The organism is Pseudomonas sp. C9D1 (assembly GCF_056491235.1).
In genome coordinates, this window is the sequence record NZ_JBSZIE010000001.1 from 1,612,171 (window position 1) to 1,634,450 (window position 22,280).

The 22,280-nt window shown below is 66.6% G+C and carries 22 protein-coding genes; 8 read left to right on the top strand and 14 right to left on the bottom strand.

All coding sequences use genetic code 11. The features are described from left to right. Positions 1 to 57: 57 nt before the first annotated feature. The 3 genes from ACXI0U_RS07470 to ACXI0U_RS07480 are packed head-to-tail and all read right to left on the bottom strand — an operon-like array spanning position 58 to position 3,372. The gene (locus ACXI0U_RS07470) at positions 58 to 1,116 is read right to left on the bottom strand and encodes an aliphatic sulfonate ABC transporter substrate-binding protein (protein ID WP_021220661.1); all 1,059 of its coding nucleotides are present in this window, start codon (positions 1,114 to 1,116) and stop codon (positions 58 to 60) included. Between the two features lie 35 nt (positions 1,117 to 1,151). Continuing rightward, the gene (locus ACXI0U_RS07475; RefSeq protein ID WP_479549968.1) at positions 1,152 to 2,198 is read right to left on the bottom strand and encodes an ABC transporter substrate-binding protein; all 1,047 of its coding nucleotides are present in this window, start codon (positions 2,196 to 2,198) and stop codon (positions 1,152 to 1,154) included. Between the two features lie 13 nt (positions 2,199 to 2,211). Next, positions 2,212 to 3,372 carry an LLM class flavin-dependent oxidoreductase gene (locus tag ACXI0U_RS07480; RefSeq protein ID WP_479549969.1) on the bottom strand — a complete coding sequence of 387 codons (1,161 nt, stop codon included), beginning with the start codon at positions 3,370 to 3,372 and terminating at the stop codon, positions 2,212 to 2,214. Positions 3,373 to 3,743: 371 nt separating this feature from the next. Here ACXI0U_RS07480 and ACXI0U_RS07485 point away from each other — a divergent pair, with 371 nt between their 5' ends. Continuing rightward, on the top strand, positions 3,744 to 4,487 hold the full coding sequence (locus ACXI0U_RS07485) for a class II aldolase/adducin family protein (protein WP_043245796.1): 744 nt from the start codon (positions 3,744 to 3,746) through the stop codon (positions 4,485 to 4,487). 20 nt (positions 4,488 to 4,507) lie between these two features. Here ACXI0U_RS07485 and ACXI0U_RS07490 read toward each other — a convergent pair whose 3' ends face one another. From ACXI0U_RS07490 to ACXI0U_RS07505, 4 genes are all read right to left on the bottom strand, one after another. Beyond that, entirely contained in the window at positions 4,508 to 4,888 is a 381-nt protein-coding gene (locus tag ACXI0U_RS07490) for an FxLYD domain-containing protein (RefSeq protein WP_479549970.1), read from the bottom strand. A 263-nt stretch (positions 4,889 to 5,151) separates the two neighbouring features. Next, positions 5,152 to 5,433: a helix-turn-helix domain-containing protein gene (locus ACXI0U_RS07495; protein ID WP_021220656.1), complete on the bottom strand. Its 282-nt coding sequence runs from the start codon at positions 5,431 to 5,433 to the stop codon at positions 5,152 to 5,154. Then, positions 5,430 to 5,756: a type II toxin-antitoxin system RelE/ParE family toxin gene (locus ACXI0U_RS07500; protein ID WP_479549971.1), complete on the bottom strand. Its 327-nt coding sequence runs from the start codon at positions 5,754 to 5,756 to the stop codon at positions 5,430 to 5,432. Before ACXI0U_RS07500 ends, ACXI0U_RS07495 begins: the two co-directional genes overlap by 4 nt. Before the next feature lie 475 nt (positions 5,757 to 6,231). Beyond that, entirely contained in the window at positions 6,232 to 7,527 is a 1,296-nt protein-coding gene (locus ACXI0U_RS07505) for an acyl-CoA dehydrogenase family protein (protein WP_479549972.1), read from the bottom strand. Between the two features lie 370 nt (positions 7,528 to 7,897). On the opposite strand from ACXI0U_RS07505, the gene ACXI0U_RS07510 reads away from it, so the two are divergent. Both ACXI0U_RS07510 and ACXI0U_RS07515 read left to right on the top strand, forming a co-directional pair. Next, positions 7,898 to 8,959: an ABC transporter substrate-binding protein gene (locus ACXI0U_RS07510; protein WP_479549973.1), complete on the top strand. Its 1,062-nt coding sequence runs from the start codon at positions 7,898 to 7,900 to the stop codon at positions 8,957 to 8,959. Positions 8,960 to 9,024: 65 nt separating this feature from the next. Further along, entirely contained in the window at positions 9,025 to 10,212 is a 1,188-nt protein-coding gene (locus tag ACXI0U_RS07515) for an LLM class flavin-dependent oxidoreductase (protein ID WP_479549974.1), read from the top strand. 202 nt (positions 10,213 to 10,414) lie between these two features. Here the strand turns inward: ACXI0U_RS07515 and ACXI0U_RS07520 are convergent, their stop codons facing one another. Both ACXI0U_RS07520 and ACXI0U_RS07525 read right to left on the bottom strand, forming a co-directional pair. Further along, positions 10,415 to 11,626: an LLM class flavin-dependent oxidoreductase gene (locus ACXI0U_RS07520; protein ID WP_479549975.1), complete on the bottom strand. Its 1,212-nt coding sequence runs from the start codon at positions 11,624 to 11,626 to the stop codon at positions 10,415 to 10,417. A gap of 17 nt (positions 11,627 to 11,643) precedes the next feature. Further along, complete coding sequence (locus ACXI0U_RS07525) at positions 11,644 to 12,717, bottom strand: ABC transporter substrate-binding protein (RefSeq protein ID WP_479549976.1); 1,074 nt, start codon at positions 12,715 to 12,717, stop codon at positions 11,644 to 11,646. A gap of 306 nt (positions 12,718 to 13,023) precedes the next feature. Here ACXI0U_RS07525 and ACXI0U_RS07530 point away from each other — a divergent pair, with 306 nt between their 5' ends. From ACXI0U_RS07530 to ACXI0U_RS07540, 3 genes are all read left to right on the top strand, one after another. After that, a complete protein-coding gene (locus tag ACXI0U_RS07530; protein ID WP_271660651.1) occupies positions 13,024 to 14,103 on the top strand; it encodes a sigma-54 interaction domain-containing protein in 1,080 nt (359 codons plus the stop codon). Between the two features lie 331 nt (positions 14,104 to 14,434). Further along, positions 14,435 to 15,676 (top strand): glutamine synthetase family protein, encoded by a 1,242-nt coding sequence (locus tag ACXI0U_RS07535; RefSeq protein ID WP_271661290.1) that lies wholly within the window; start codon positions 14,435 to 14,437, stop codon positions 15,674 to 15,676. 59 nt (positions 15,677 to 15,735) lie between these two features. Further along, on the top strand, positions 15,736 to 17,040 hold the full coding sequence (locus tag ACXI0U_RS07540; protein WP_021220636.1) for an MFS transporter: 1,305 nt from the start codon (positions 15,736 to 15,738) through the stop codon (positions 17,038 to 17,040). 219 nt (positions 17,041 to 17,259) lie between these two features. Here the strand turns inward: ACXI0U_RS07540 and ACXI0U_RS07545 are convergent, their stop codons facing one another. The 4 genes from ACXI0U_RS07545 to flgA all read right to left on the bottom strand — a co-directional run bounded on the left by ACXI0U_RS07545 (position 17,260) and on the right by flgA (position 19,881). Then, on the bottom strand, positions 17,260 to 18,009 hold the full coding sequence (locus ACXI0U_RS07545; protein WP_021220635.1) for a flagellar brake protein: 750 nt from the start codon (positions 18,007 to 18,009) through the stop codon (positions 17,260 to 17,262). 84 nt (positions 18,010 to 18,093) lie between these two features. Next, a complete protein-coding gene (locus ACXI0U_RS07550; protein WP_043245560.1) occupies positions 18,094 to 18,561 on the bottom strand; it encodes a flagella synthesis protein FlgN in 468 nt (155 codons plus the stop codon). 49 nt (positions 18,562 to 18,610) lie between these two features. Then, positions 18,611 to 18,955 carry a flagellar biosynthesis anti-sigma factor FlgM gene (flgM, locus tag ACXI0U_RS07555; RefSeq protein WP_479549977.1) on the bottom strand — a complete coding sequence of 115 codons (345 nt, stop codon included), beginning with the start codon at positions 18,953 to 18,955 and terminating at the stop codon, positions 18,611 to 18,613. A 164-nt stretch (positions 18,956 to 19,119) separates the two neighbouring features. After that, on the bottom strand, positions 19,120 to 19,881 hold the full coding sequence (flgA, locus tag ACXI0U_RS07560) for a flagellar basal body P-ring formation chaperone FlgA (protein WP_043245561.1): 762 nt from the start codon (positions 19,879 to 19,881) through the stop codon (positions 19,120 to 19,122). 80 nt (positions 19,882 to 19,961) lie between these two features. On the opposite strand from flgA, the gene ACXI0U_RS07565 reads away from it, so the two are divergent. Both ACXI0U_RS07565 and cheR read left to right on the top strand, forming a co-directional pair. Next, positions 19,962 to 20,894: a chemotaxis protein CheV gene (locus ACXI0U_RS07565; protein ID WP_021220631.1), complete on the top strand. Its 933-nt coding sequence runs from the start codon at positions 19,962 to 19,964 to the stop codon at positions 20,892 to 20,894. A gap of 43 nt (positions 20,895 to 20,937) precedes the next feature. Continuing rightward, a complete protein-coding gene (gene cheR, locus ACXI0U_RS07570; protein ID WP_031288173.1) occupies positions 20,938 to 21,765 on the top strand; it encodes a protein-glutamate O-methyltransferase CheR in 828 nt (275 codons plus the stop codon). Positions 21,766 to 21,841: 76 nt separating this feature from the next. Here the strand turns inward: cheR and ACXI0U_RS07575 are convergent, their stop codons facing one another. Further along, positions 21,842 to 22,267 carry an organic hydroperoxide resistance protein gene (locus ACXI0U_RS07575; RefSeq protein ID WP_031288170.1) on the bottom strand — a complete coding sequence of 142 codons (426 nt, stop codon included), beginning with the start codon at positions 22,265 to 22,267 and terminating at the stop codon, positions 21,842 to 21,844. Positions 22,268 to 22,280 lie beyond the last annotated feature (13 nt).

Sequence of the window (22,280 nt, forward strand, 5' to 3'; positions counted from 1 at the left end):
CTGGGAAGTTGCTGCTGGGGAAGCAGTCGCCCGGGCATTGCTGCCCGGGCAGCAGCCTTATACGGCGACTCGCGAGGTGGAGCCGATGACCTTCTCCAGCACGCTGAAATCGATCCAGTCGCGCACGTCGAAACGGCGCGGGATGAAGTCCCAGCGATGGAGGAAATCGGTGAAGTCCTGCAGCGCGGCGATCGAGCGTTCGTCGAGGGTGGTGCGCAGGCGCCGGTGGGCATCCTCGCCGTAGGCGGCGGCGACCCAGTACTCGCTGGTGTTGAGTTCGCGGGCGAGGAAGCGCCGGGTCTCGTCCGGGTTGGCCCAGGCCCATTGCTCGGTGCGCAGCACGGTGTCGACGATGCGCACCGAGGCATCGAAGTGCTCGTGCAGCAGGTGGGTGTCGACGGTCAGGGTACGCGGCGTGCCGTTGTTGGAGCGGATCAGCGGGTCGGGGTGCGAGCCGGTGTCCACCACCACCTGCAGGCCGAACTCGTTGGCCAGGTGGGCGGCGTGGGCGCCCTTGAGGAAGATGGCGTCGATGTCGCCGCGCAGCAGGCCGATCAGCTCGTTGTTGCGGCGTTTGACGCGGTCCACCCCGAGGCTGACTTCGGCGCCATGCAGGTGGTGCTTCTGCTCGTCGCTGTAGGTGCCGCCGTAGGGATAGTCCACCAGCTCGACGTCCTGCACGGAGAGGCCTTCCAGGCGCAGGGCGTTCTCCAGGCCGCGCAGGGCCTGGGCGCGGGTGAAGTCGATCTGCACGTTGGCCCACTTGGGCAGGCCGAAGCGGCGGTTCTTCAGGTCGCGGATGCTGTTCACCCCGGATTCCGGCGTGGTCAGGATCAGCTGCACCTCGTCGCTCCAGGACAGCCCGACGACGCGGGTCTGCACGCCGCTGGCGTAGGCCCAGATGGCCGGGATGTTGCCGCCGTGGCGTACCGAGTTGGGCAGGTGGTGGTCGTAGTGGGCTTCGCGCACCTCGCGCTCGCTGGATTCGCGCAGCGACTGGATGCTGGTGCCGAAGGGGCGGAAGGCCTCGGCCAGGCGGCCGGACTGCACCGCGATGCCGAGCCCGGTGGGAACCGGGCTGTGGGTGTACCAGAGGGTGTCGAGTGGCTTGCTCATAAGTGGCTCGGTTGAGGTCAGTAGAGCCCGGCCGATCAGCCTGCCAGCGCAGTGGCTGCGCGCAGGGAATCCAGCGGTCGGGTATCGATCCAGTCACGCACGTCGAACAGCTGCGGGATGAAGCCCCAGCGGTGCAGGAAGGCGGTGAAGTCCTGCAGCGCGGCGATGGCCTGTTCGTCCAGCTCGGTGCGCAGGCGGCGGTGGGCGTCCTCGCCATAGGCCACGGTCACCCAGTACTCGCTGCTGTTGGTTTCGCGGGCGAGGTAGCGGCGGGTGTCGTCGGGGTGGGCGTGGGCCCATTCCTCGGCGCGCAGTACCGCGTCGAGGATGCCGGCGGCGGCTTGCGGGTGCTGCTCCAGCAGGTGGGCGTCGACAGTCAGGGTGCGCGGCGTGCCGTTGTTCGAGCGCACCAGCGGCTCGGGGTGCGAACCGGTGTCGATCACCGTGCGCAGGCCGAAGTCATGGGCCAGCTGGGCGGCACTGGCGCCCTTGAGGAAGATGGCGTCCACCTCGCCGCGCAGCAGGCCGACCAGCTCGGCGTTGCGCCCTTCGGCACGGCGCGAACTCACCGGGGTGCCGGCCACTGCCTGCACCGGCTCGTCACTGAAGGTGCCGCCGTAGCGGTAGTCGACGCGCTCCACGTCGGCCACTTCCAGGCCCTCCAGGCGCAGGGCGTTTTCCAGGCCGCGCAGGGCCTGGGCGCGGGTGAAGTCGATCTGCGCGCCGTGCCAGTCGGGCAGGCCGAAGCGGCGACCCTTGAGGTCCTTGACGCGTTTGATGCCGCTGTCCGGGCGGGCGAGGATCAGCTGCACCTCGTCCGCCCAGGAAAGGCCGATGACGCGGGTGTCGCGGCCCTGGGAGCGCGCCCAGATGGCCGGGATGTTGCCGCCGTGGCGTACCGAGTTCTGCAGGCTGTGATCGAAGTGCGATTCGCGCACCGCCTGCTCGGTGGATTCGCGCAGGGACTGGATGCGCGTGCCCTGGCTGGCCAGGGTCTGTTCCAGCCAGCCTTTCTGCACGGCGATGCCGAGCCCGGTGGGGACCGGGCAGCGGGTGTACCAGAGGGTGTCCAGTTGGCTCATGGTGGGGCTCCGGTCAGGCACTTTGCTTGAGGGTGGCGGCGGGACTGGCGGCGCTGCGCTGGTGCACCAGCGGCAGCACTTCCTGGCCGATGCGCAGGGCTTCTTCCAGGTGCGGGTTGCCGGCGAGGATGAAGGTGGAGAAGCCGGCGTCGCGGTATTCCACCAGGCGTTCGGCGATGTTCTCGTGGCTGCCCACCAGGCCCACGGTCGGGCCGGGCTTGGCCTTGGCGAAACCGGCCCAGAGGTTGGGGCCGAGGATCAGGTCGTCGAAGCGGTCGATGTTCTGGTGGTAGGCGGTCTGGCGTGCGCCGCCCACCGAGTCGGAGCCGCTGGTGAAGGTCTTCACCAGGGAGCTGGGCTTGCCTTCGAGGCGGTCGAACTGGGCACGCAGGTCGCGCCAGGCGGCTTCCTCGGTCTCGCGGGCGAAGAGGTCGACGCGCAGGCCGAAGCGCACCGTGCGGCCCTGCTTGTCGGCCAGCTCGCGCACGCGCTCGATGTGCGGCTTGAGCTTGTCCACCGGCTCGGCCCAGTTGAGGTAGACGTCGGCGTGGCGCGCGGCCACGTCCAGGGCGGCGTCGGAGAAGCCGGAGAAGTACACGCCGGGCTTGCGCTCGTCATGCAGGCCGGGCGGCAGCGCGCCGTTCTCCAGCTGGTAGATGTCGCCGTCGTAGGAGAAGCGTTCGTTCTCCCAGAGGCCCTGGATGATGTCGAGGAACTCGCCGGTGCGCTTGTAGCGCAGGTCGTGTTCGAGGAAGTCGCCATTGGCGCGCTGGCTGGCCGGGTTGCCGCCGGTGATGATGTTCCACTCCAGGCGGCCACGGCTGAGGTTCTGCAGGATGGCCGCCTGCTGCGCGGCGTAGGCGGGCAGGGTCCAGGTGGCCTGGAAGGCGATGAGGAACTTGATGCGGCGGGTCTCCCGCGCCAGGGCCGAGGCCACCACCCACGGCTCGGGGCCGGTGGGCAGCAGGGCGCCTTCGAAACCGGCCAGCTCGGCGGCCTTGGCCACCTGGGCGATGTAGTCGATGTAGCCGAAACCGTCGGGCTCGCCGTTGGGCAGGCGGCCGGGGGCGATGTTGCCCGGGCGGTGCGCGTGGCTGCCACGGTTGTGCTTGTCGGTGGACAGCTGCGGTCCGTCGGTGCCCAGCGGCAGGCGCCAGAAGAATTCAGTGCTCATATTCGCTCCTGATGAGGTGGCCGTGGTTCCCGCCGGGGCCGGCGAGCCACGCTGTGAAGGAGCGAGTGCAACCGCCATGCCACGGCCTGCCGGCGGGCCTGTACGCCAGGCGTGGCAAGGGCTGCGTGGGCGTCGGGCGAGGGTGTGGGGTGCTGGGGTGCGTCTCCAGCAACACCCCGCCAGCAGCCGGCTGTTGGGGGCGCAACAGAATCGCCTACAGCATGCCCTTGGATAGTGTGATGGATGGCGCCAGGCCTTGTGTTTCAAGGGGTTGAAGGAGTCGGCACAAGTCCTGCTCTGCATCGCTGCAACCGCACACCGCGGCGGCAACGGAGCTTCGTTGCAAGACCCCTTGAAGGACGGACAACCCCATGACTCAGACCAGCACCACCCTCGGCAACGCCATCCTCGAACAGGTGGAGCAGGCCAAGCGCGATTTCGCCAAGGCCTTCCGCGTGCTCCAGGAGACCCGCACCCTGACCGCCACCAACACCCTGCAGGCCTACTTGCGGGTCCCCGGCACCGAGCTGGTGATCGCCCTGCGCGCACCCTCGCCCTGGGACGACGAGCCGGGCATCCGCGCCTCGGTGGTCAGCTACGACGGCGTGGTCCACCTCGACGAGACCCTGGGTCGCGCCCAGACCCTGAGCGAAAGCCGCGAGGCCGGCAGCGGCAAGCGCTACGCCCAGGTGCTGCGCGAGCGCGCCGAGGTGAATGTGGTGATCCACGTGCACACGCCCTACCTGGGTGGCTGGGCCGGCACCCACCGCGTGTTGCCGCTGCGCTACGCCGCCTCGCAACGGGTGACCCTGGCCCGCGAGCTGCCGGTGTACATCGACCGCCGCCAGCCGGAGCCGGCCTTCATCGTCGACGCCATCAAGGCCAACCCGCACACGCCGGGGCTGCTGGAGGCCAACGGCGGGGCGACCTTCTGGGGCACCGGCATCCTCCAGGTGGCCAAGCTGGTCCTGCTGGTGGAAGAGGGCGCCTACTTCCAGGCGCTGGCGGAAAACCTCGGCGGCTCCAAGGAGTTCGGCCCCGGCGTGCTGGAGCAGCAATGGAAGATGACCGGCCTCTGGGCCGAGGGGCAGAAGCTGCTGGGCGAGGTGGCCTGACGCGGGCGGCGCGGTGCCCGTTACTGCACGGGCACCGTGGGCGCCGCGGGCGCGACGGTGGCGGCACCGATGGACTCGCTGAACTCGGTGTCGATGAGCACCGTGCGCACCTTGTAGCTGTCGAATTTGCGCGCCTTCACCGGCACCGAGAAGCGCCACGCCTGGCCACCCTCGATGCCCTTGGCGCGGAAGGTCTCGGTGTCCACCAGCTTGTCGCCCTGGTAGATGTCGAACACCACCGTGACGGTGGAGAAGGACTTCTCGGTGGTGTTGGCGGCGGTGCCGTTGATGTAGCTGTCGTGCCCGGAACGGGTGAGGGCGAGGTTGCGCACCTTGACGTCATCGGCGAGGGCGCAGAGAGGAACCAGGGCCAGCAGGGCGAGGCAGGATTTACGCAACATGGCGAACGACTCGAGGCCTTAACCTGCCATTGATACATCGGCGCAAAATCCTTGTCGACTACCGCTCGGCGCCACGTAATCCGAGGCTTACGGCTGCGACCCACGGATGTGCCTGCGGCGTGGGGTGGACCCCGCTTTATCGGTCCGCCGCTCGTGCTTGCCGGCTGCTCCGCTGGTGGATGAAAAGAGCGTCATCCACCCTACAAACGAGCCACTGCGAGGTGGCGGAGACGGGGTTGTGCCAATGGCCCCGTTCGCCTGGCTCAGGCCACGCCAAGGGTGAGGTGAACCCGCCGGCCCAGGGCGGTGGCGATGTTCACCAGGGCGTCCAGGGAGAAGCGCGAGATGCGCCCGCGCAGCAGGTCGTTGATCCGAGGTTGGGTCACACCGCAGCGAGCTGCGGCTTCCGCCTGTTTCCAGCCGTTCTCTTCGATGAGGGCCGCGATCTGCTGCATCAGCTCGGCGCGTGCCTGCAGGTTGGCTGCCTGTTCGGGCGTGTCAGCGATGGCATCCCATACGCTGTCGAAGCTTGCGATCTCGCTCATTTCAAACCTCGCATCAGTTCCTGGTAACGGGCCTTGGCCAGTTCGACGTCGCGTTTGGGTGTGGCCTGGGTCTTCTTCTGGAAGGCATGCAGAACCCAGATGGCATCGGCCACCCGGGTGGTGTAGATCACCCGGTAGGCCCCGGACTCGTCCCTGATCCGTATCTCTTCCACGCCGGCACCGATGCTTGGCATCGGCTTGAAATCCATCGGCATGCAACCGCGTTGCAGCCTGTCCAACTGGTAGCCAGCGTCCTGTTTTGCCGCACAGGGAAAGCCGCGCAGGCACTTCAAGGCATCGCCCAGAAAGCGTAGTGGTTTCATCATCGAAAATATACTGGTTTGGATATGTTTCCGGAGGCCTAGCCTTGCACCCGGCTCTTCCGGCGCCAACACGACGAAATACCGCTGGAGCGTGTAGGGCCGCAAGGCGGAAGGGCTGTGAGGATGTTCGGATCGGTTGGTGGGCGTAGGCGCGGAGCATGATCCGGCCTGCTGTCGCTACGTAGGGGCGAATTCATTCGCCCGCTTCTGGGGGCCGGCGAATCCGCTCGTTAGGCCTTCACCGAGGTGCCTGCCGCGTAGGATGGCCCCCGCTTTATCGGTCCACCTTTCGTGTTTGCCGGCCACTCCGCTGGTGGATGAGAAGAGCGTCATCCACCCTACAAGCGTGCCACCGCCAGGCCCGGGAGATGGGGGCGCATGGCACGCCTCGCAGGTCGGGTGAAACCCGACGTCAATGAGCCAGGCCCACTCGTGGGTTGCACCCGCCCTACAGGCCGCTTGGGCTCCGCGCTCGCTATGGGCGTGGTGCCGCAGGGGCCGAAGAGGAGAGGTGTTGCCCCGTGGTGGCGCCCTCGCTCTGCTTGGCGTTGAGGATGGCGGTGTACTCGCCCGGGTCGATGCCGTTGAGGTAGTAGTTGCCGACGTGGTGCAGGCGCCAGCGGATCGGGTCGTGGGTGGTGTGCACCCGCGCGTTGCGCCAGAAACGGTCGAGGTTCCACTTGGTCAGCGAGGCGCTGGCGCCGAGCAGCGAGAAGATGTCGCTGGAGATCTTCAGCGAGGCACCGTCGGAGTGGGCACGGGCGGTGGCCACCGAGAGGATCAGCTCGTCCTGCAGCTCCTTGTTGTCTGGGTCCTGCTCGTGGCGGTCGAACACCCGCGCGGCGTCGCGCAGCAGGGATTCGGCGGCGCGCAGGGCCACGGCGTATTCGCCGATCTGGCGGATGATGTGCGGCTCCTCGTTGGCGCGCTCGACGCCGCTTTCCACCCAGGGGCGGGAATGGTGGTTGAGGTAGTGCACGCCGGCCTGCAGCGCGCCGGCGGCGATGCCGGTGTCGATGGCGGCGTGGAGGATCTGCGGGAAGGTCAGCCCGGTGCGCTTCATCGGGCCTTCGCGGCGGGAGACGAAGCGTTCGTCCAGTTCGATGTTGTCGAAGATCACCGTGCCGCTGACCGAGTTGTTCTGGCCGAAGGCGTCCCAGTCGTCCACCAGGGTCAGGCCGGGGGTGTCGCGGTTGAGCAGCACGCCCACGCCGCCGTCATCGGAGCCGGCGGTGAGGGAGATCCACTCGGCCAGGTAGGCGCCGGTGGAGTAGAACTTGCTGCCGTTGAGGACCAGCTTGCCGTCAGCGCGGCGCTCGACGCGGGTCTTGAGGGCGAACTTGTTCTTGCCGCCGACTTCGGCCAGGGCGTTGCCGAAGCGCTTGCCGGCCAGCACGTCGGCCACCAGGCGGTCGCGCACCGCGTCCGGGTAGCCGGTGAAGATGCCGCGCAGCATTACGTTGTGGATCTGCAGCAGTTGGCCGACACCGCCGTCGGCGACGGAGATGAGGCGCACCGTCTCGACGATGGTTTCCACCGAGGCGCCCAGGCCGCCGAAGGCCTTGGGCACGCCGATGGCGGTAAGCCCGCTGTCGGACAGCAGTTGCGCCTGGCGCCTGGGCAGCTCGCGGTTCTGCGAGCTGTCGGCGGCGATCTCGGCGATCTCCCTGGCCACTTCCTTCGCCACCGCGATGGCATCCGCCTCGCTGCGCAGGATGTTCACCGCCGCGTGCGGCTGTTCCGTGGCGAAATTGCGTTCGGCCGTACTCATGGTTCACCTCTGTGGATTCAAACGTCGCGATACCAGGCCTGTGCCGGGCGCTGTGGGGGCTTGAGCAGGTTCTATGCCAGCGGTTTTCCGACGGCCGCCGAAGCCTTGCGCGGCGCGGCTTGCACGGAATGACGGGGGCCATGCCCGGGTGGGTCGTTGTTGCTGGGGCAGCAGCGGTGCGGGGGCGTTTGCTCGGCAGGCAACAATGGCCGCGCAACCCTGCTGGCTGGACAGCAGGGTGGCCGCCGGGGTTTCCAGGCGATCCGCTGCAGGCCACGGAACATGGGGCTTTTGGGCACTGGCACGGGCATTGCGATGGCGGGGCGAATGGCCGTGAAAGGCCGCCATGCCCCTCTTATCTGGAGCCACCATGACCCTAGCCGCCACCGCACCCGCGCAGCCGACCTTCGCCGAGAAGGCGCCGCTGGAGCAGATCTGGTTCACCCGCTGCCCGGTGCCCACCGCCTCCGGTATCGCCTACAAGCTCGGCTGGCTGGCCGAGGAGTTCGCCGCCGACGGCCTGCCGGTGGCCACCCTGCAGGAGGCCCGCCAGCTCGGCCACCACCACTACGACCACGAGCTGCCCGGGCTCTTCCGCGAGGGCGGCAACGTGCCGGCCCTGGCCGCCCGCGCCGCCGGGGCGCCGAGCCGGCTGATCGGCCTGACCTGGATCGAGGAATGGCAGACCATCCTGGTCCGCCCCGACTCGGGCATCCGCGGCCCCGCCGACCTCAAGGGCAAGCGCCTGGCGCTACCAGCCTGGGGCGACAGCCGCCCCGGCAGCATCGCCCGGGCCATGAGCCTGCACGGCTACAAGGGCGCCCTGGCCCTGGCCGGGCTGGGCTTCGACGATGTGCAGCTGGTGGAGGTGCCGTTGCTGGACCAGGCCGCCGCGCACACCCCGGAGGAGGGCCTGCAACGCCTTTGGTCGGGCCTCGAACCCCTGGCCCGTGGCGAGCTGGACGCCGTCTACGTCAAGGGTGCCGCCGCTGCCGATGCGGCCCGCCGCCTGGGCCTGGTGGTGGGTGTCGACCTCGACTTGGTGGACCCGCGCCAGCGCATCAACAACGGCACGCCCCGGCCGATCACCGTGCACCAGGAGCTGCTCGACGACCATTTCGACCTGGTGGTGCGCTTCCTCGCCCAGACCCTGCGCGCCGCCGAGTGGGCCGCCGACAACCGCGATGACCTGTACGCCATTCTCGAAGTGGAGACCCGTGCCGGTCGCGAAGGCGTGGCCGAAGCCTACCGCGGCGACTTCCACACCACCCTGGCACCGGACCTCTCCGCCCAGCGCCTGGAATTCCTCGGCATCCAGAAGAACTTCCTCAACCTGCACGGCTTCCTCGAGCGCGATTTCGACATCGCCGATTGGGTCGATGCCCGTCCGCTGCAGGCCGCCCAGCAACTGCTGGCCCGGCGCCGCGCCTGATACCGCGCCGGGCCATGACCCGTGCCGCTGCGTGCACCCCCTTCAATGCAATCAAGGACACGAACATGGCTGTGAAGATTCTCTGGTACCTCACCACCCCCGATGGCCCCTATCCCTGGGAGGCCGAAGGCCGCTGGAAGAGTGATTTCCAGCACCTCAAGCAGATCGCCGTGACCGCCGACCGCCTCGGCTACTACGGCTCCCTGCTGGGCTCCAGCCCCAACGAGAGCCTGGCGGTTTCCGCCGCGCTGATCGACGCCACCGAGCGTTTGCGCTTCCTCGTCGCCCAGCACCCGGGCGAGCTGTCGCCGGCGGTGCTGGCGAAGTGGGCGCTGACCTTCGACCAGTTTTCCAACGGCCGCCTGCTGTTCAACGTGGTCAATGGCAGCGACGCCAGCCTGGCCACCTACGGCATCCACTACGGGCATGACGAGCGCTACGACTTCAGCCTGGAGTACTGGCGTGCCTTCCAGAGCATCTACGCCGGCGAGACCGGGGGCTACGACGGCTGCTACGTCAAGCTCGCACCGCGTCAGCCGGGGGCCGCCAGCCACCCGCTGGGCGGCTGGCACCCGCCGAAGCAGAAGCCCGGCATCCCGCTCTGGGGCGCCGGTACTTCCGGCCCGGGCGTGGCCCATTCGGTGCAGCTGCTGGATGTCTACCTGAGCTTCGCCGACACCCCGCCGAAGCTGGGCGAGAAGTTCGCCCGGGTGGCGGCCGAGGCGGCGAAGATCGGCCGCGAGCTGACCTTCGGCACGCGCCTGCAGGTGATCGTCCGCGAGACCGAGGAGGAGGCCTGGGCCCATGCCGAGAAGCTGCTGCGGCGCACCTCCATCGAGACCGCGCGCAACGCCATCCTGCGCCAGCTGCCGCCCGGCGAGACCCTGGACAGCTTCGTCAGCGACGACCCGCAGATCCAGCGCAACCTGGAGAGCATCCGCGCCGGGCGCCTGCCTAGCGCCCGCGAGCTGGAGATCTACCCCAACGTGTGGGTCGGCCCCAGCCTGTTCGGCTTCAACATCCTCGGCCCGGCCGCCGGCTCCTACCTGGTGGGCAGCGCCGAGCAGGTGGCGGAGCGCATCCGCGAGTACGAACGCCATGGCACCTCGGCTTTCATCCTCTCGGGCTTCCCGCTGATCGATGAGGCCCAGCGCGTGGCCGACCTGCTGTTCCCGCTGCTGGAGCTGGACCACGGCTTTGAGGTGCCGCAACTGGGCGTGACGGCGCGGGCGCCGGAGGTGGAGCAGGTCTAGGGAGGGGATGTCCCGGGCTGAGGCCCGGGCCATCTGTGGAGGCGACGTCATCTGAACGTGGGAAACCGTGCGCAGCGCCGCACGGTGCTTCCGGCGGGCGCAGTCCACCCCACGTCCATAGTGAGCAACGAAAGCAAAGCCTCGCGCCAAGGCCGTGGCTGTCTGCTCGCCTGGCGGCCCCCGAGGGCGGCCAGGCGGATGTTCAAGCCCCGGCCGGGCCGCCGTTGACAGCGCGCAGTTCGATGGGGGCGTCGGTGCTCTTCACCAGGGCCGCGCGTTCGTTACGGAAGTGCGGCAGCACGTGTTCGCCCAGGCGATAGGCCTCTTCCAGGTGCGGGTAGCCGGCGAGGAAGAACAGGCCGATGCCCAGTTCGTTGTATTCGCGGATGCGCGCCACGACGTTGGCGTAGCTGCCCACCAGGGCGCAGCCCGGGGGGATGCCGATGTAGCCGAAGCCGGCCCAGACGTTGGGGTGGACGAAGAAGTCGTCGAACTCCGGGGCGGCGTCCTTCTCGGCGTAGCCGTGCTCGTAGCTGAGCTTGCGCGCGGTACGCAGGCCGGCGTGGGCGGCGACGGCCTTGACCGCGCCACGGGCGACGCCTTCGTCGAAGAAGCGCTTGGCTTCGGCCTGGGCTTGTTCCTCGGTCTCGCGGGTGATGACGTCGATGGACAGGCCGAAGCGGATGTCGCTGCGGCCGTACTTGAGGGCGCGCTCGCGCACGTCGGCGATCAGCGCGCGGACCTCGTCCGGGTGCTCGGCGCGCATCAGGTAGTAGTCGGCGTGCTTGGCGGCGAATTCACGGGCGGGGATGGACGAGCCGGCGGTGCAGATCAGCGGCAGCTCGGCCTTTTTCAGCGGGCCGCGCAGGCCACCGCCGTCGGCCTTGTAGTAGACGCCGTCGTAGTGGAAGTTTTCGTTGTGCCAGTAGCCCTTGACCACGTCCATGAATTCGATGGCGCGGGCGTAGCGGTCGTCGTGGCCGCTGTAGTCGCCGACCTGGCGCTGGATGGCGTCGGAGCCGCCGTTGATGATGTTCCACACCAGGCGGTTGCCGGTGGCGCGCTGGTAGGTGGCGGCCTGCTGCACGGCGACCCAGGGCGTGTAGTGGTAGGGCTGGAAGGCGGTGACGAACTTCAGCGTGCGGGTTTCGCGGGCCAGCAGCGAGCAGACGGTCCAGGGCTCTTCGCCGGTGGGGGCGTTGACCATCAGCGCGCCGCCGAAGCCGTTGATCTCGGCGGCGCGGGCGATCTGGCCGAGGTAGTCGATGTAGGTGAAGTGGTCGCCGACGGCGAAGCTGGAGACCGCCCCGGTGCTGGGACCGCCGCGGTGCCAGTCGCCGCGGTTGCGCGGGTCGCCCGGCAGGTATTGGGTTTCGCCGTGCAGCGGCAGGCGGGTGAAGAATTCGATGCTCATGGGGTTCCTCCTTGGATTCAGTCGCGGGCGCTGATCTGGCCCTTGAGGCTGGGCCAGTAGTCTTCGAGGTGCAGGTCGATCAGGGCCTGGTTGGTGAAGCGGGTGGCGAGGGACTGGCCGATGTCGACGTCCTCGCGGATCAGGCGGTTGTCCAGGGCGTAGCGGGTGAGGGCCTGGTAGTGGGCCTTGAGCTGCTGGTCGCTCTTAGGGGCCCAGCGGTCCTTCCAGGCCACGGGATCGCCTTGGTCGTCGCGGCGCAGGACGCTTTCCGGGGTGCCGGCGCGGGAGGAGATGAGGTAGTAGGCGTCCTGGTTCTGCTCCTGGGAGATCCACCAGGCGGCCTTGATCCAGGCGGTGGCGAGCAGTTGGGTGACCTCGGGGTAGCGCTGGATGAAGTCGTCGGTGCCCCAGAGGTCGGAGACCAGACGCCAGTCGTTGGAGCCCTGCTTGGTGGACCAGATGATGCGGCCTACGCCCTTGTCTTCCAGCAGGTAGGACTCGCTGAGCAGCACGGCGGCGTCGACCTTGCCGGCGGAGACGGCGGCGGCGCCGACCTGGGGGTTGAGGTTGGCGATCTTGAAGTCGGTGAGGGCCAGGTTCTTGCTGGCGAGGAAGTTGCTGAAGGCAAACTCCCAGGGACGGCCACGGTGCAGGGCGATGCGCTTGCCCTTGAGGTCTTCGATGCTCTTGGCTTCGGAGTTGGCCGGTACCACCAGGTAGACGTTGTTGCCGTTGCCGCCGGGGACGATCAGCTTGCCGGGCACGCCACCGGCGGCGCCGATGACCGAAGGCAGGTCGCCGCGCACGGCGAAGTCGATGCTGTTGTTGGAGAAGCCTTCGTTGATCTGCGGGCCGGCGCCGGCGTGGGGGAGGGCGATCCAGTCGAGCGTGATGCCGCGCTTGCCCAGCTCGGCGGCGAGCCAGCCGTCTTCGATGACTCGCCCGGGGATGCCGCCGAATACCGGCTTGCCGCCCTGGGTGTAGGCGACGATGGCGATCTTCACCGAGGCGGGGGCCTCGCTGGCGAACGCGCCGAGGCTGAAGGCCAGGGCGGCGAGGGCCACCAGGCTGCTGCGCCAGATTCTGTTCATGGTTCCACTCCTTGCAATGCGGGCCGGTGAGCCCGGCTGATGGAGCGGCGGGAGCAGGATGCATGCCATGGAACGGACGATAGGCCTTGGCGCCAGTGGTGGCGCGGGCTTCGCGGTGCAGGCGGTGTGGCGGGGCGGCCGCTGCATTGCTGGTGTCGACGCAGGGGGCTGCTGACGCGTTGCTGCTGCAGCAGCAATCCGCCGCCTTATATCGTTTATGGAATATATAAATGCTAATTAATAATTTTTTAGTCTATTTGGATTGATGCACTATGGCGGCGCGCCCATCTCTGCCAGGAATGCATCATGTCGCTGCTCACCCACCCCAATGCTCGCGAGTTGACCAAGTCCGTGCGTGCCACGGTGCTGGTCTTCAAGGACCCGCGCTCGCAGGAGCTGCTCAACCGTATCGAGCGGCTGGCGCCGAGTGAGGCCAATGCCCTGATCATCGGCGAGACCGGTACCGGCAAGGAGCTGGTGGCCCGCCATATCCATCACCTCAGCCGACGCGGCAAGGAGCCCTTCGTGGCGGTGAACTGCGGCGCCTTCCCCGAATCCCTGGTGGAGAGCGAGCTGTTCGGCCACGAGAAGGGCGCCTTCACCGGTGCCACCAACAGCAAGGCCGGCTGGTTCGAGGCGGCCAACGGCGGCACGCTGTTCCTCGACGAGATCGGTGACCTGCCGCTGAACATGCAGGTGAAGCTGCTGCGCGTGTTGCAGGAGCGCGAGGTGGTGCGCCTGGGTTCGCGTACGCCGATCCCGATCAATGTGCGCCTGGTGGCGGCGACCAACGTCAACCTGGCCGACGCGGTGGTGGCGGGGCATTTCCGCGAGGACCTGTTCTACCGCCTGCACGTGGCGACCATCCGCCTGCCCCCGCTGCGCGAGCGGCCGGGCGATATCCTGCCGCTGGCCGAGTTCTTCCTCGAGGAGCATTGTCAGCGCCTGGGCTACAACCGTGCCTCCCTGAGCGTGGAGGCTGAACGCAAGCTGCTGACCCACAGCTGGCCAGGCAACATTCGCGAGTTGGAGAACGCCATCCACCATGCGCTGCTGGTGTGCCGCAACCAGCAGGTGCAACCCAATGACCTGCACCTGGTGGACATGCGCCCCGCCGGCGTGCGCCACGATGCTCACCAGGGCGTGCTGCCCGGTCCGGCCGCGCCGGTGGACCTGGAGGCGGCGCTGACGGCGCTGTTCGAACAGAACCGCCCGGACCTTTACGAGCACATCGAGGAGACGGTGTTCCGCACCGCCTACCGCTTCTGCCACGGCAACCAGTTGCAGACCGGGCGCCTGCTGGGCATCAGCCGCAATATCGTGCGGGCGCGGCTGGAGAAGATCGGCGAGCTGGAAGTGAGCCCGAGGAGTGCGCGTATCGCCTGAGTGGCGGCTGGAATTCGCGGGCTGGAGCCCGGGCTACGGACGGATGGACGAGAGAGGGGCGCAACGAAGGTTGTGCCCCTTTTTTATGGGGGCGTGGGTAGCGCGCAGCGAAACCCATGCAGAGATCCAGTGCGGTTTAGTGGCGGTGCTTGAAATATCGAACAGTCGGTGCGTATTTTGTGCACGCCGCCATTTCGGCGTGACCGCAGTACCCACAAGGATAATAAGCATGACTACCGACGTCCCAGGTTCCCTCGCAGAACGACTGGCAGGCATCGACGAGATCGAGTGCGTCACCCCCGACCTGAACGGGGTGATGCGGGGCAAGGTGATGACCGGCGAGGGCTTCCTTTCCGGCCGCCGCTTGCAGCTGGCGCGTGGCGTGCTGCTGCAATGCATTATGGGTGGCTACCCGGCGGCGAAGTATTACGGCAGCGATGACGGCGACCTGGCCCTGGTGGCCGAGCCGAGCCAGGTGCACCGCCTGCCTTGGAGCTCCAACCCCCGCGCCCTGGCCATCTGCGATGCCCAGGAGCTGGATGGCCGCCCCTCGGGCCTGTCGACCCGCGGCCTGCTGCGTCGCGTGCTGGAACGCTATGCGGCCCATGGCTGGGCGCCGGTGGTGGCGACCGAGCTGGAGTTCTTCGTCTTCGCGCCCAACCCCGATCCGCACCAGCCGTTCCTGCCGCCGCTGGGCCTGGACGGGCGCCGCGAGGACGGTTGCTCGGCTTTCAGCGTGACCTCCAACAACGGCCTGCGGCCGTTCTTCGAGGAGGTGTATGCCTGCATGGAGCTGCTGGGCATGCCCCGCGATACCTTCATGCACGAGATGGGCGTGAGCCAGTTCGAGATCAACCTGCTGCACGGCGATGCGCTGCTGCTGGCGGACCAGACCTTCCTGTTCAAGCACATGCTCAAGGAGGTGGCGCTCAAGCACGGGGTGACGGTGGTGTGCATGGCCAAGCCGCTGGCGCATACGCCGGGCAGCTCGATGCACATTCACCAGAGCGTGGTGGAGATCGACGGCGGGCGGAACATTTTCAGCGATGGGGCGGGCGAAGCCACCGATGCCTTCTACCATTTCATTGGCGGGCAGCAGGCGGCGATGGCGGATTTCACCGGGTTGTTCGCGCCGAACGTGAACTCCTACCAGCGTCTCTGTCATCCTTACGCGTCGCCGAACAATGCCTGCTGGTCCCACGACAACCGTGCGGCGGGGTTGCGCATTCCGGCCAGTGCGCCGGTGGCGCGGCGGGTGGAGAACCGCCTGCCCGGCGCCGACGCCAACCCGTACCTGGCCATTGCGGCCAGCCTGGCGGCGGGGTTGCACGGCATGGAACAGCGGATCGCGCCGAGCGCGCCCATGCAGGGCGAGTTCGATATTCCCGAATCCCTGGTCCTGCCCTGTACCCTGCATGCCGCTCTGGAGCGTCTGAAACGCAGTGATCTGGCCCGGGAACTGTTCGGGGATGAGTTCATCGAAGGCTACATCGCCACCAAGACGATGGAGCTGAGCAGCTTCTTCGACCAGATCACCCCCTGGGAGCGCCGCGTGCTGGCTGCCCAGGCGTAGCACCCTCTCGCGGGCCGCGCATTGCGGCCCGCCCTGTTCAAGGAGCGCATGGAAAGCCAATGGGTCGTGTCTTGAAGTCGTTTCGTGCCCTTTACTTCGCCACGCTGCTGATGCTGATCGGCTCCGGCCTGCTGAGTACCTACCTGGGCCTGCGCCTGGCCGCCGACAAGGTGGACGGGCTCTGGGTGGGCGCGCTGATGGCGGCCAACTACCTGGGCCTGATCCTCGGCGGCAAGCTGGGGCATCGGCTGATCGCGCGGGTGGGGCATATCCGCGCCTATGTCGCATGCGCCGGGCTGGTGACGGCGGCGGTGCTGGGGCATGGCCTGATCAACTGGCTGCCGGCCTGGCTGTTCATGCGCATGCTGGTGGGCCTGGGGATGATGTGCCAGTACATGGTCATCGAGAGCTGGCTGACCGAGCAGGCGGAGGCCGGCCAGCGTGGCCAGGTGTTCGCCGGCTACATGGTGGCCTCCTACCTCGGCCTGGTGCTGGGCCAGTTGGTGCTGGTGCTGCATCCGGGGCTGGGCCCCGAGCTGCTGATGCTGGTGGCGATGTGCTTCGCGCTGTGCCTGGTGCCGGTGGCGGTGACCCGCAAGATCCACCCCGCGCCCTTGCACCCGGCGCCCCTGGAGCCGCGCTTCTTCATCAAGCGGGTGCCGCAGTCGATGACCACGGTGCTGATCTCCGGCCTGATGCTGGGTTCCTTCTACGGCCTGGCGCCGCTCTATGCCACGCGCCAGGGGCTGAGCACCGAGCAGATCGGCCTGTTCATGGGCTTCTGCATCCTCGCCGGGCTGCTGGTGCAGTGGCCGCTGGGCTGGCTGTCTGACCGCCACGACCGCGCCATGCTGATCCGCACCATCGCCGCGCTGCTGGTGCTGGCGGCGCTTCCCCTGGCGCTGATGCCGCAGGTGCCGATGGAGATGCTGTTCCCCATGGGCTTCCTGGTGTGCATGCTGCAGTTCACCCTCTACCCGCTGGCGGTGGCCTTCTCCAACGACCATATCGAGGCGGAGCGGCGGGTTTCGCTGACCGCCATGCTGCTGATCACCTTCGGCGTGGGCGCGAGCATCGGCCCGCTGGTGACCGGCGCGTTGATGAAGCAGGTGGGGCCGAACATGTTCTATGCCTTTGCCAGCGTCTGCGCCCTGGTGCTGGTGCTGCGGGTACGGCCCGACAAGGTCACCGGCCTGCACCGCGTCGACGAGGCGCCGTTGCACCACGTGGCGACCCCGGAAGTCAGCTCGCCCCTGGTGGCCGCCCTCGACCCGCGCGTGGACGAGCAGGTGGTGCACGACCAGATGGGCGGCGACAGCTTCACCCCGCCGCCTCCGGCGCCTGAGGAGCCCCGTCCCAGCTGAGGGTGACAGGTACTCCCTGCGGTCCCGTTCGTACCCCGGGGCCGGCCATTCCAATCGTTACAGGCAGACGCCATGACCCACGGGCAGATCCCGGGGGCGTGGCGGTTTACGCCCCATGAAAACGGCTGCCAGTGCTGTAGGCGCTGGGTCGGCTGGAGGCTTGTAGGGGGTGTGTCGAGAGGGGTGGCGCCGGTCGCGGAGGCGAGCGGCGCGGAAGGACTAGAACAGGTCGTCCTTGTCGAAGCGGCGGGCTTCGCGCTGCAGCTGGTAGACGAAGCGCTCGATCAGGCGTTGCTCCTGGCCGCTGGAGCGGTAGAAGCGCATGCCGGTGAAGGTCATGTCGAGCTTCTCGTCATAGCTGGCGTGGCGCAGCTCGACGGCAGCGACCAGGGTGCCCACCGGCAGCTGGGCGCTGAGGCGTTCGTAGACCTGGCCGGCTTGCAGGCGGCTGGTGAGGTCACCGGAGAAGCGCAGTTTGCAGCCGGTGGCGGAGATATCCAGCATGTGCCCAGGCAAGCCCTTGGGCAGTTTGTCGCCGGCCAGTTCGATGACCACCAGCTGGCTGAGCATCAGCGGCGCGCGGAAGGCGTTGCGGCGCTGGTGGTAGATCACCTCTTCGGGCAGCGGGCACCAGTAGCAGGCGTCGCCTTCGAACTCACCGACACGGACCGGCTGCGGGCATTCCCAGGCGATGCGCACGCCATCGCGGAAACCTTCCACACGGAAACTTTCACCGTTGCGCAGGAAGCGCTCGCCATCGTTGGGAATCATCTCGTCGAGGGCCAGCAGCTTCTTGTCCTTGTCGATCTCGACCAGGTAGCTCTGGAAGCGCTGGCTGCGCTCGTGGAAGGTGATGATCAGCGGGTCGTGGTTTTGCTGCAGCAGACGAAGATTGGCGTGAATCTCCACCGGTGCCTTCAGCACCTTGGGCGGTTGCGGCCCATCTTCTTCGATAAACGCATTGGACACGGTCCAGGACTCTCCAAGCACGAAAGACTTCCGGCACTAGCATACTGGCAATTTGCCGGTAATGTCGTCGTGCCGTTGTTGTTATCAGGCCTGGCTAAGCGGGCGCTGTCGCTGGATTTTAGCGGCACCGCCACGGCTGTCATAGAGGCTGGGCGCATCCTGACCGCGGAGAATCGCCAAGGTGCTGCCAACCGAGGCCTGGTTCGCACGAATCAGCCGGCCATTGCGCTGGTTGGCGTTCTGGCACTGCTCGAGCACGGCGCTCAGTTCTTCGCTGCGGGCGATCAGGTCGGCCCCCAGTGGCGAGGTTTCGGCGAGGGTGTGCAGGCCGGTGCGGTCGGCGCTGAGGCCAAGGGCCACGAGTGCTTCGGTGCGCTGCTTGCCATGGGCATCAAGCAGGGCGAGCAGGGGCTGCTTGTCGGCGAGGATTTTTTCGAGGTGGCCCAAGTCACGCTCGGTGAGGGCCTTGAATTCGGTATCGATCAGCTCAAGCAACTGCTGGGCGTGGCCGATATCGTGGGTGAACAGGTCGAGCAGGATAGTGTCTTGCATCGCGGGCTCTGGGGATTGGGCGTCCAATATCCCCAGCGCTGCCCTGAGACTAGCGCTGGGATTCGAAGTCGAGCAATTTGCTGGCCACGCGCTGACTGTCTACCTGATAGGAGCCGTCGGCAATGGCCTGTTTCAGTTTTTCGACGCGTTCCTTGTCCACGGTGGGCAGGTCACGCAGCTTGTCGGTGGCTTTCTGCAGGTTCTGCGCATCACTGCTCAGCTGCACGTTTTCGCCGGTCTTGGCGGTCTTGGCCGCATCGACGCTGGCCGCCTGCGACGGAGTCGTGGTCGAGCTTGCGACGGCTTCGTTCTTGCCGCCGGACTGGGCATTGCTCGTACGGCCCGTACCGGGCGGCGTAGCGGCGTTATTCAGCCGGTTGAAGTCGATGACCATGATGCAAAACCTCTGGGTGTTTGGACGCTTACCGACGCTATCGGCCATACGGAAATAAACTTTAGGGCAGATTTCCGATTTTTTTCCGGCCCCCGGAAGCGACGTAGAAACGGCACTCTACACGAGATGGCGTATTTGCATACAAGACTCGTGCCTAACCAAGGTTACATCGCCACCTCGACCTGGCCGGGCCCGGTGACCCGCGCCTTGACCACTCGCTTGGACTGCAGGTTGCGCACCCTGATCTGCTGCCCGGGGGAGCCGTCGGAGAGCGCCTCGCCGGGCATGCGCACGCTGATGCTGGTGCTCTTGGCGATGATCACCACCTGGTCGCCCTTGCGGATCACCTCGGCCATTTCCAGGTGAACCGGCGCCAGCACCTGGTCGGCGACCACGGCGCGGGTGAGCTTGTAGCCTTCTACCTGTGCCGGATCGGTCAGGTAGCCCTGGTTGAGCAGGCCCACCTCGCGTTCCACCAGGTTGTAGTCGTCCGCACTGACGACTGCCCCACGGCGCAGCGGACGGGCTACTACTATTACTTCGCGGAACAGCCGGACCTGCGCGGGGACGTAGACGCTCCATGGCGTGCTGCCTTCGCAGCGCACGCCGACGGTGACCCGACCGATGGGTTGTGCCGGGCTTTCGAGTGTGACCGTCAATTCCCTGTCGCAGGCCGCCAGGCGCAACCTGGGGTCGAGCCGGTTGATCTGGATGTCGTAACGACCGGGGATATTGTTGGTCTGCAGATAATCCTCCACCGTGAACTCAAGAAAGCCTTGGGTGGAGCCGATAAGGACTTCGGGCGATGTGAGTTCCTCCGCCGAGGCGCTGTTGTGGCCGAGGCAGAACAAAACAGGTAAAACGACCTTAAAAAGGTGGCGGCGTTGTGCCATCGTGTGTCGGAAAATCGTCGTCATAGCGTTCATATCAAGATCAAAAGCAAGGCCCGTGCCGCCTGCTACTCTAAGGCGAAGCGTGCTGAAGCTAATAACGGGAGAGTCCTGGCATGGCCGGTGTATTGGATTCGGTTAACCAGCGTACGCAACTGGTCGGTCAGAACCGGCTGGAGTTGCTGCTGTTCCGGCTGGATGGGACCCAGCTATACGGGATCAACGTGTTCAAGGTGAAGGAGGTGCTGCAGTGCCCCAAGCTCACCATCATGCCCAAGTCGAGCCCTGTGGTTCGCGGCGTGGCCAATATCCGTGGGGGCACCATCCCGATTCTCGACCTGGCCATGGCCACCGGTCGACGTGGCCTCGATGACCTGAAGAACAGCTTCGTCATCATCACGGAATACAACACCAAGGTGCAGGGGTTCCTGGTGCGCTCGGTGGAGCGCATCGTCAACATGAACTGGGAGGAGATCCATCCGCCACCCAAGGGCACCGGTCGTGAGCATTACCTGACCGCGGTTACCCGGGTCGACAAGAACCTGGTGGAGATCATCGACGTGGAGAAGATCCTCGCCGAGGTCGCACCGACTTCCGAAGTGATTTCCGAGGGCGTGATCGACCAGAACACCCAAGCCAGTGCCGTGACCAAGCGGGTGCTGATCGTCGACGACTCGTCGGTGGCCCGCAAGCAGCTGATCCGTTGCCTGGAGACCGTCGGCGTCGAGGTCACCGCGCTCAACGATGGCCGGCAGGCGTACAACTACCTGCATGACCTGGTGGAGCAGGGCAAGGCGCCGGAGAAGGAGCTGCTGATGATCATCTCCGACATCGAGATGCCGGAAATGGACGGTTATACGTTGACGGCGGAGATCCGAGGCGATGCGAGAATGCAGAAACTGCACATCCTCCTGCATACTTCGCTCTCCGGCGTGTTCAACCAGGCGATGGTGAAGAAGGTCGGCGCGGATGATTTCCTCGCCAAGTTCCGACCCGATGACCTGGCTGCACGTGTGATCGAGCGGATCAGAATCGCGGATGGCGGCTGAGGGATGATTCCCCCAGGAAACAGATATGAATGAGGCGGGCCTAGTGTCTTCAGGTAACTTGGATTTCGAGCAGTTCCGGATCTTCCTGGAAAAAACCTGCGGCATCCTGCTGGGAAGCAACAAGCAGTACCTGGTATCCAGCCGCCTTAACAAGCTGATGGAACAGAACGGCATCAAGTCGCTGGGTGAGCTGATACAGAAGATCCAGGGTTCCCCGCGTGGCGGCCTGCGCGAGCAGGTCGTCGATGCCATGACCACCAACGAGACCTTGTGGTTTCGCGACACCTACCCCTTCGAAGTACTGAAGAGCCGGGTGCTGCCGGAAATGATCAAGGCCTCGCCGAACCAGCCGCTGCGCATCTGGTCGGCCGCCAGCTCTTCCGGGCAGGAGCCGTTCTCCCTGTCCATGGCGATCGACGAGTTCGAGAAGGTCAACCTGGGCCAGCTCAAGGCCGGCGTGCGCATCGTCGCCACCGACCTGTCCAGCTCGATGCTCGCCGCCTGCAAGGCCGGCGAGTACGACAGCCTGGCGATGGGGCGCGGGCTTTCCCAGGAACGCCTCACCCGCTACTTCGACCCCAAGGGGCCGGGGCGCTGGGTGGTCAAGCCGGCGATCCGCAACCGTGTCGAGTTCCGTGCGCTGAACCTGCTGGACAGCTACGCGGCGCTGGGCAAGTTCGACATCGTGTTCTGCCGCAACGTGCTGATCTACTTCTCCGCCGAGGTGAAGAAGGACATCCTCACGCGCATCCACGCGACGCTGAAGCCCGGTGGCTATCTGTTTCTAGGTGCGTCCGAGGCGCTCAATGGCCTGCCGGAGCTGTACCAGATGGTGCAGTGCAGCCCGGGGATCATCTACAAGGTCAAATGACCGGGTAGCGCGACATGGGAAAGGGAGGCGAAAGCCTCCCTTTTTATTGGCCTGCTTTATTTGCCTGCGGGCGGGCTCAAACCAGTGTGCGGGTGACGTTGATATTGCCTTGGGTGGCGTTGGAGTAGGGGCAGACCACATGGGCCTTGTCGACCAGGTCCTGGGCCACGGCCTTGTCGATGCCGGGCAGGGAGATGCGCAGCTCCACTTCGATGCCGAAGCCGGTGGGCAGGGTGCCGATGCCTACGATGCCTTCGATGGAGGCGTCGTCCGGCAGGCTGACCTTCTGCTTGCCGGCGACGAACTTGATGGCGCCGAGGAAGCACGCCGAGTAGCCGGCGGCGAACAGCTGCTCCGGGTTGGTTCCTTCGCCGCCCGCGCCACCCAGCTCCTTGGGCGTGGTGAGTTTCACATCCAGTACTCCATCGGACGATACGGCACGGCCTTCACGGCCACCGTAGGCTTCGGCGTAGGCGCGATACAGGGCTTTTTCGATGGGCATTTCGATCTCCTCG

Coding starts and splice junctions, on each gene's coding strand:
- ACXI0U_RS07495 (WP_021220656.1), bottom strand. CDS start 5,433: ATGAGCGAGATCGCAAGCTTCGACAGCGTATGGGATGCCATCGCTGAC.
- ACXI0U_RS07575 (WP_031288170.1), bottom strand. CDS start 22,267: ATGCCCATCGAAAAAGCCCTGTATCGCGCCTACGCCGAAGCCTACGGT.
- ACXI0U_RS07470 (WP_021220661.1), bottom strand. CDS start 1,116: ATGAGCAAGCCACTCGACACCCTCTGGTACACCCACAGCCCGGTTCCC.
- ACXI0U_RS07500 (WP_479549971.1), bottom strand. CDS start 5,756: ATGAAACCACTACGCTTTCTGGGCGATGCCTTGAAGTGCCTGCGCGGC.
- flgA (WP_043245561.1), bottom strand. CDS start 19,881: ATGAACGCTATGACGACGATTTTCCGACACACGATGGCACAACGCCGC.
- ACXI0U_RS07525 (WP_479549976.1), bottom strand. CDS start 12,717: ATGAACAGAATCTGGCGCAGCAGCCTGGTGGCCCTCGCCGCCCTGGCC.
- ACXI0U_RS07540 (WP_021220636.1), top strand. CDS start 15,736: ATGGGTCGTGTCTTGAAGTCGTTTCGTGCCCTTTACTTCGCCACGCTG.
- ACXI0U_RS07515 (WP_479549974.1), top strand. CDS start 9,025: ATGGCTGTGAAGATTCTCTGGTACCTCACCACCCCCGATGGCCCCTAT.
- ACXI0U_RS07475 (WP_479549968.1), bottom strand. CDS start 2,198: ATGAGCCAACTGGACACCCTCTGGTACACCCGCTGCCCGGTCCCCACC.
- ACXI0U_RS07535 (WP_271661290.1), top strand. CDS start 14,435: ATGACCGGCGAGGGCTTCCTTTCCGGCCGCCGCTTGCAGCTGGCGCGT.
- ACXI0U_RS07530 (WP_271660651.1), top strand. CDS start 13,024: ATGTCGCTGCTCACCCACCCCAATGCTCGCGAGTTGACCAAGTCCGTG.
- ACXI0U_RS07505 (WP_479549972.1), bottom strand. CDS start 7,527: ATGAGTACGGCCGAACGCAATTTCGCCACGGAACAGCCGCACGCGGCG.
- ACXI0U_RS07520 (WP_479549975.1), bottom strand. CDS start 11,626: ATGAGCATCGAATTCTTCACCCGCCTGCCGCTGCACGGCGAAACCCAA.
- ACXI0U_RS07480 (WP_479549969.1), bottom strand. CDS start 3,372: ATGAGCACTGAATTCTTCTGGCGCCTGCCGCTGGGCACCGACGGACCG.
- ACXI0U_RS07550 (WP_043245560.1), bottom strand. CDS start 18,561: ATGCAAGACACTATCCTGCTCGACCTGTTCACCCACGATATCGGCCAC.
- ACXI0U_RS07510 (WP_479549973.1), top strand. CDS start 7,898: ATGACCCTAGCCGCCACCGCACCCGCGCAGCCGACCTTCGCCGAGAAG.
- flgM (WP_479549977.1), bottom strand. CDS start 18,955: ATGGTCATCGACTTCAACCGGCTGAATAACGCCGCTACGCCGCCCGGT.
- ACXI0U_RS07490 (WP_479549970.1), bottom strand. CDS start 4,888: ATGTTGCGTAAATCCTGCCTCGCCCTGCTGGCCCTGGTTCCTCTCTGC.
- ACXI0U_RS07485 (WP_043245796.1), top strand. CDS start 3,744: ATGACTCAGACCAGCACCACCCTCGGCAACGCCATCCTCGAACAGGTG.
- ACXI0U_RS07565 (WP_021220631.1), top strand. CDS start 19,962: ATGGCCGGTGTATTGGATTCGGTTAACCAGCGTACGCAACTGGTCGGT.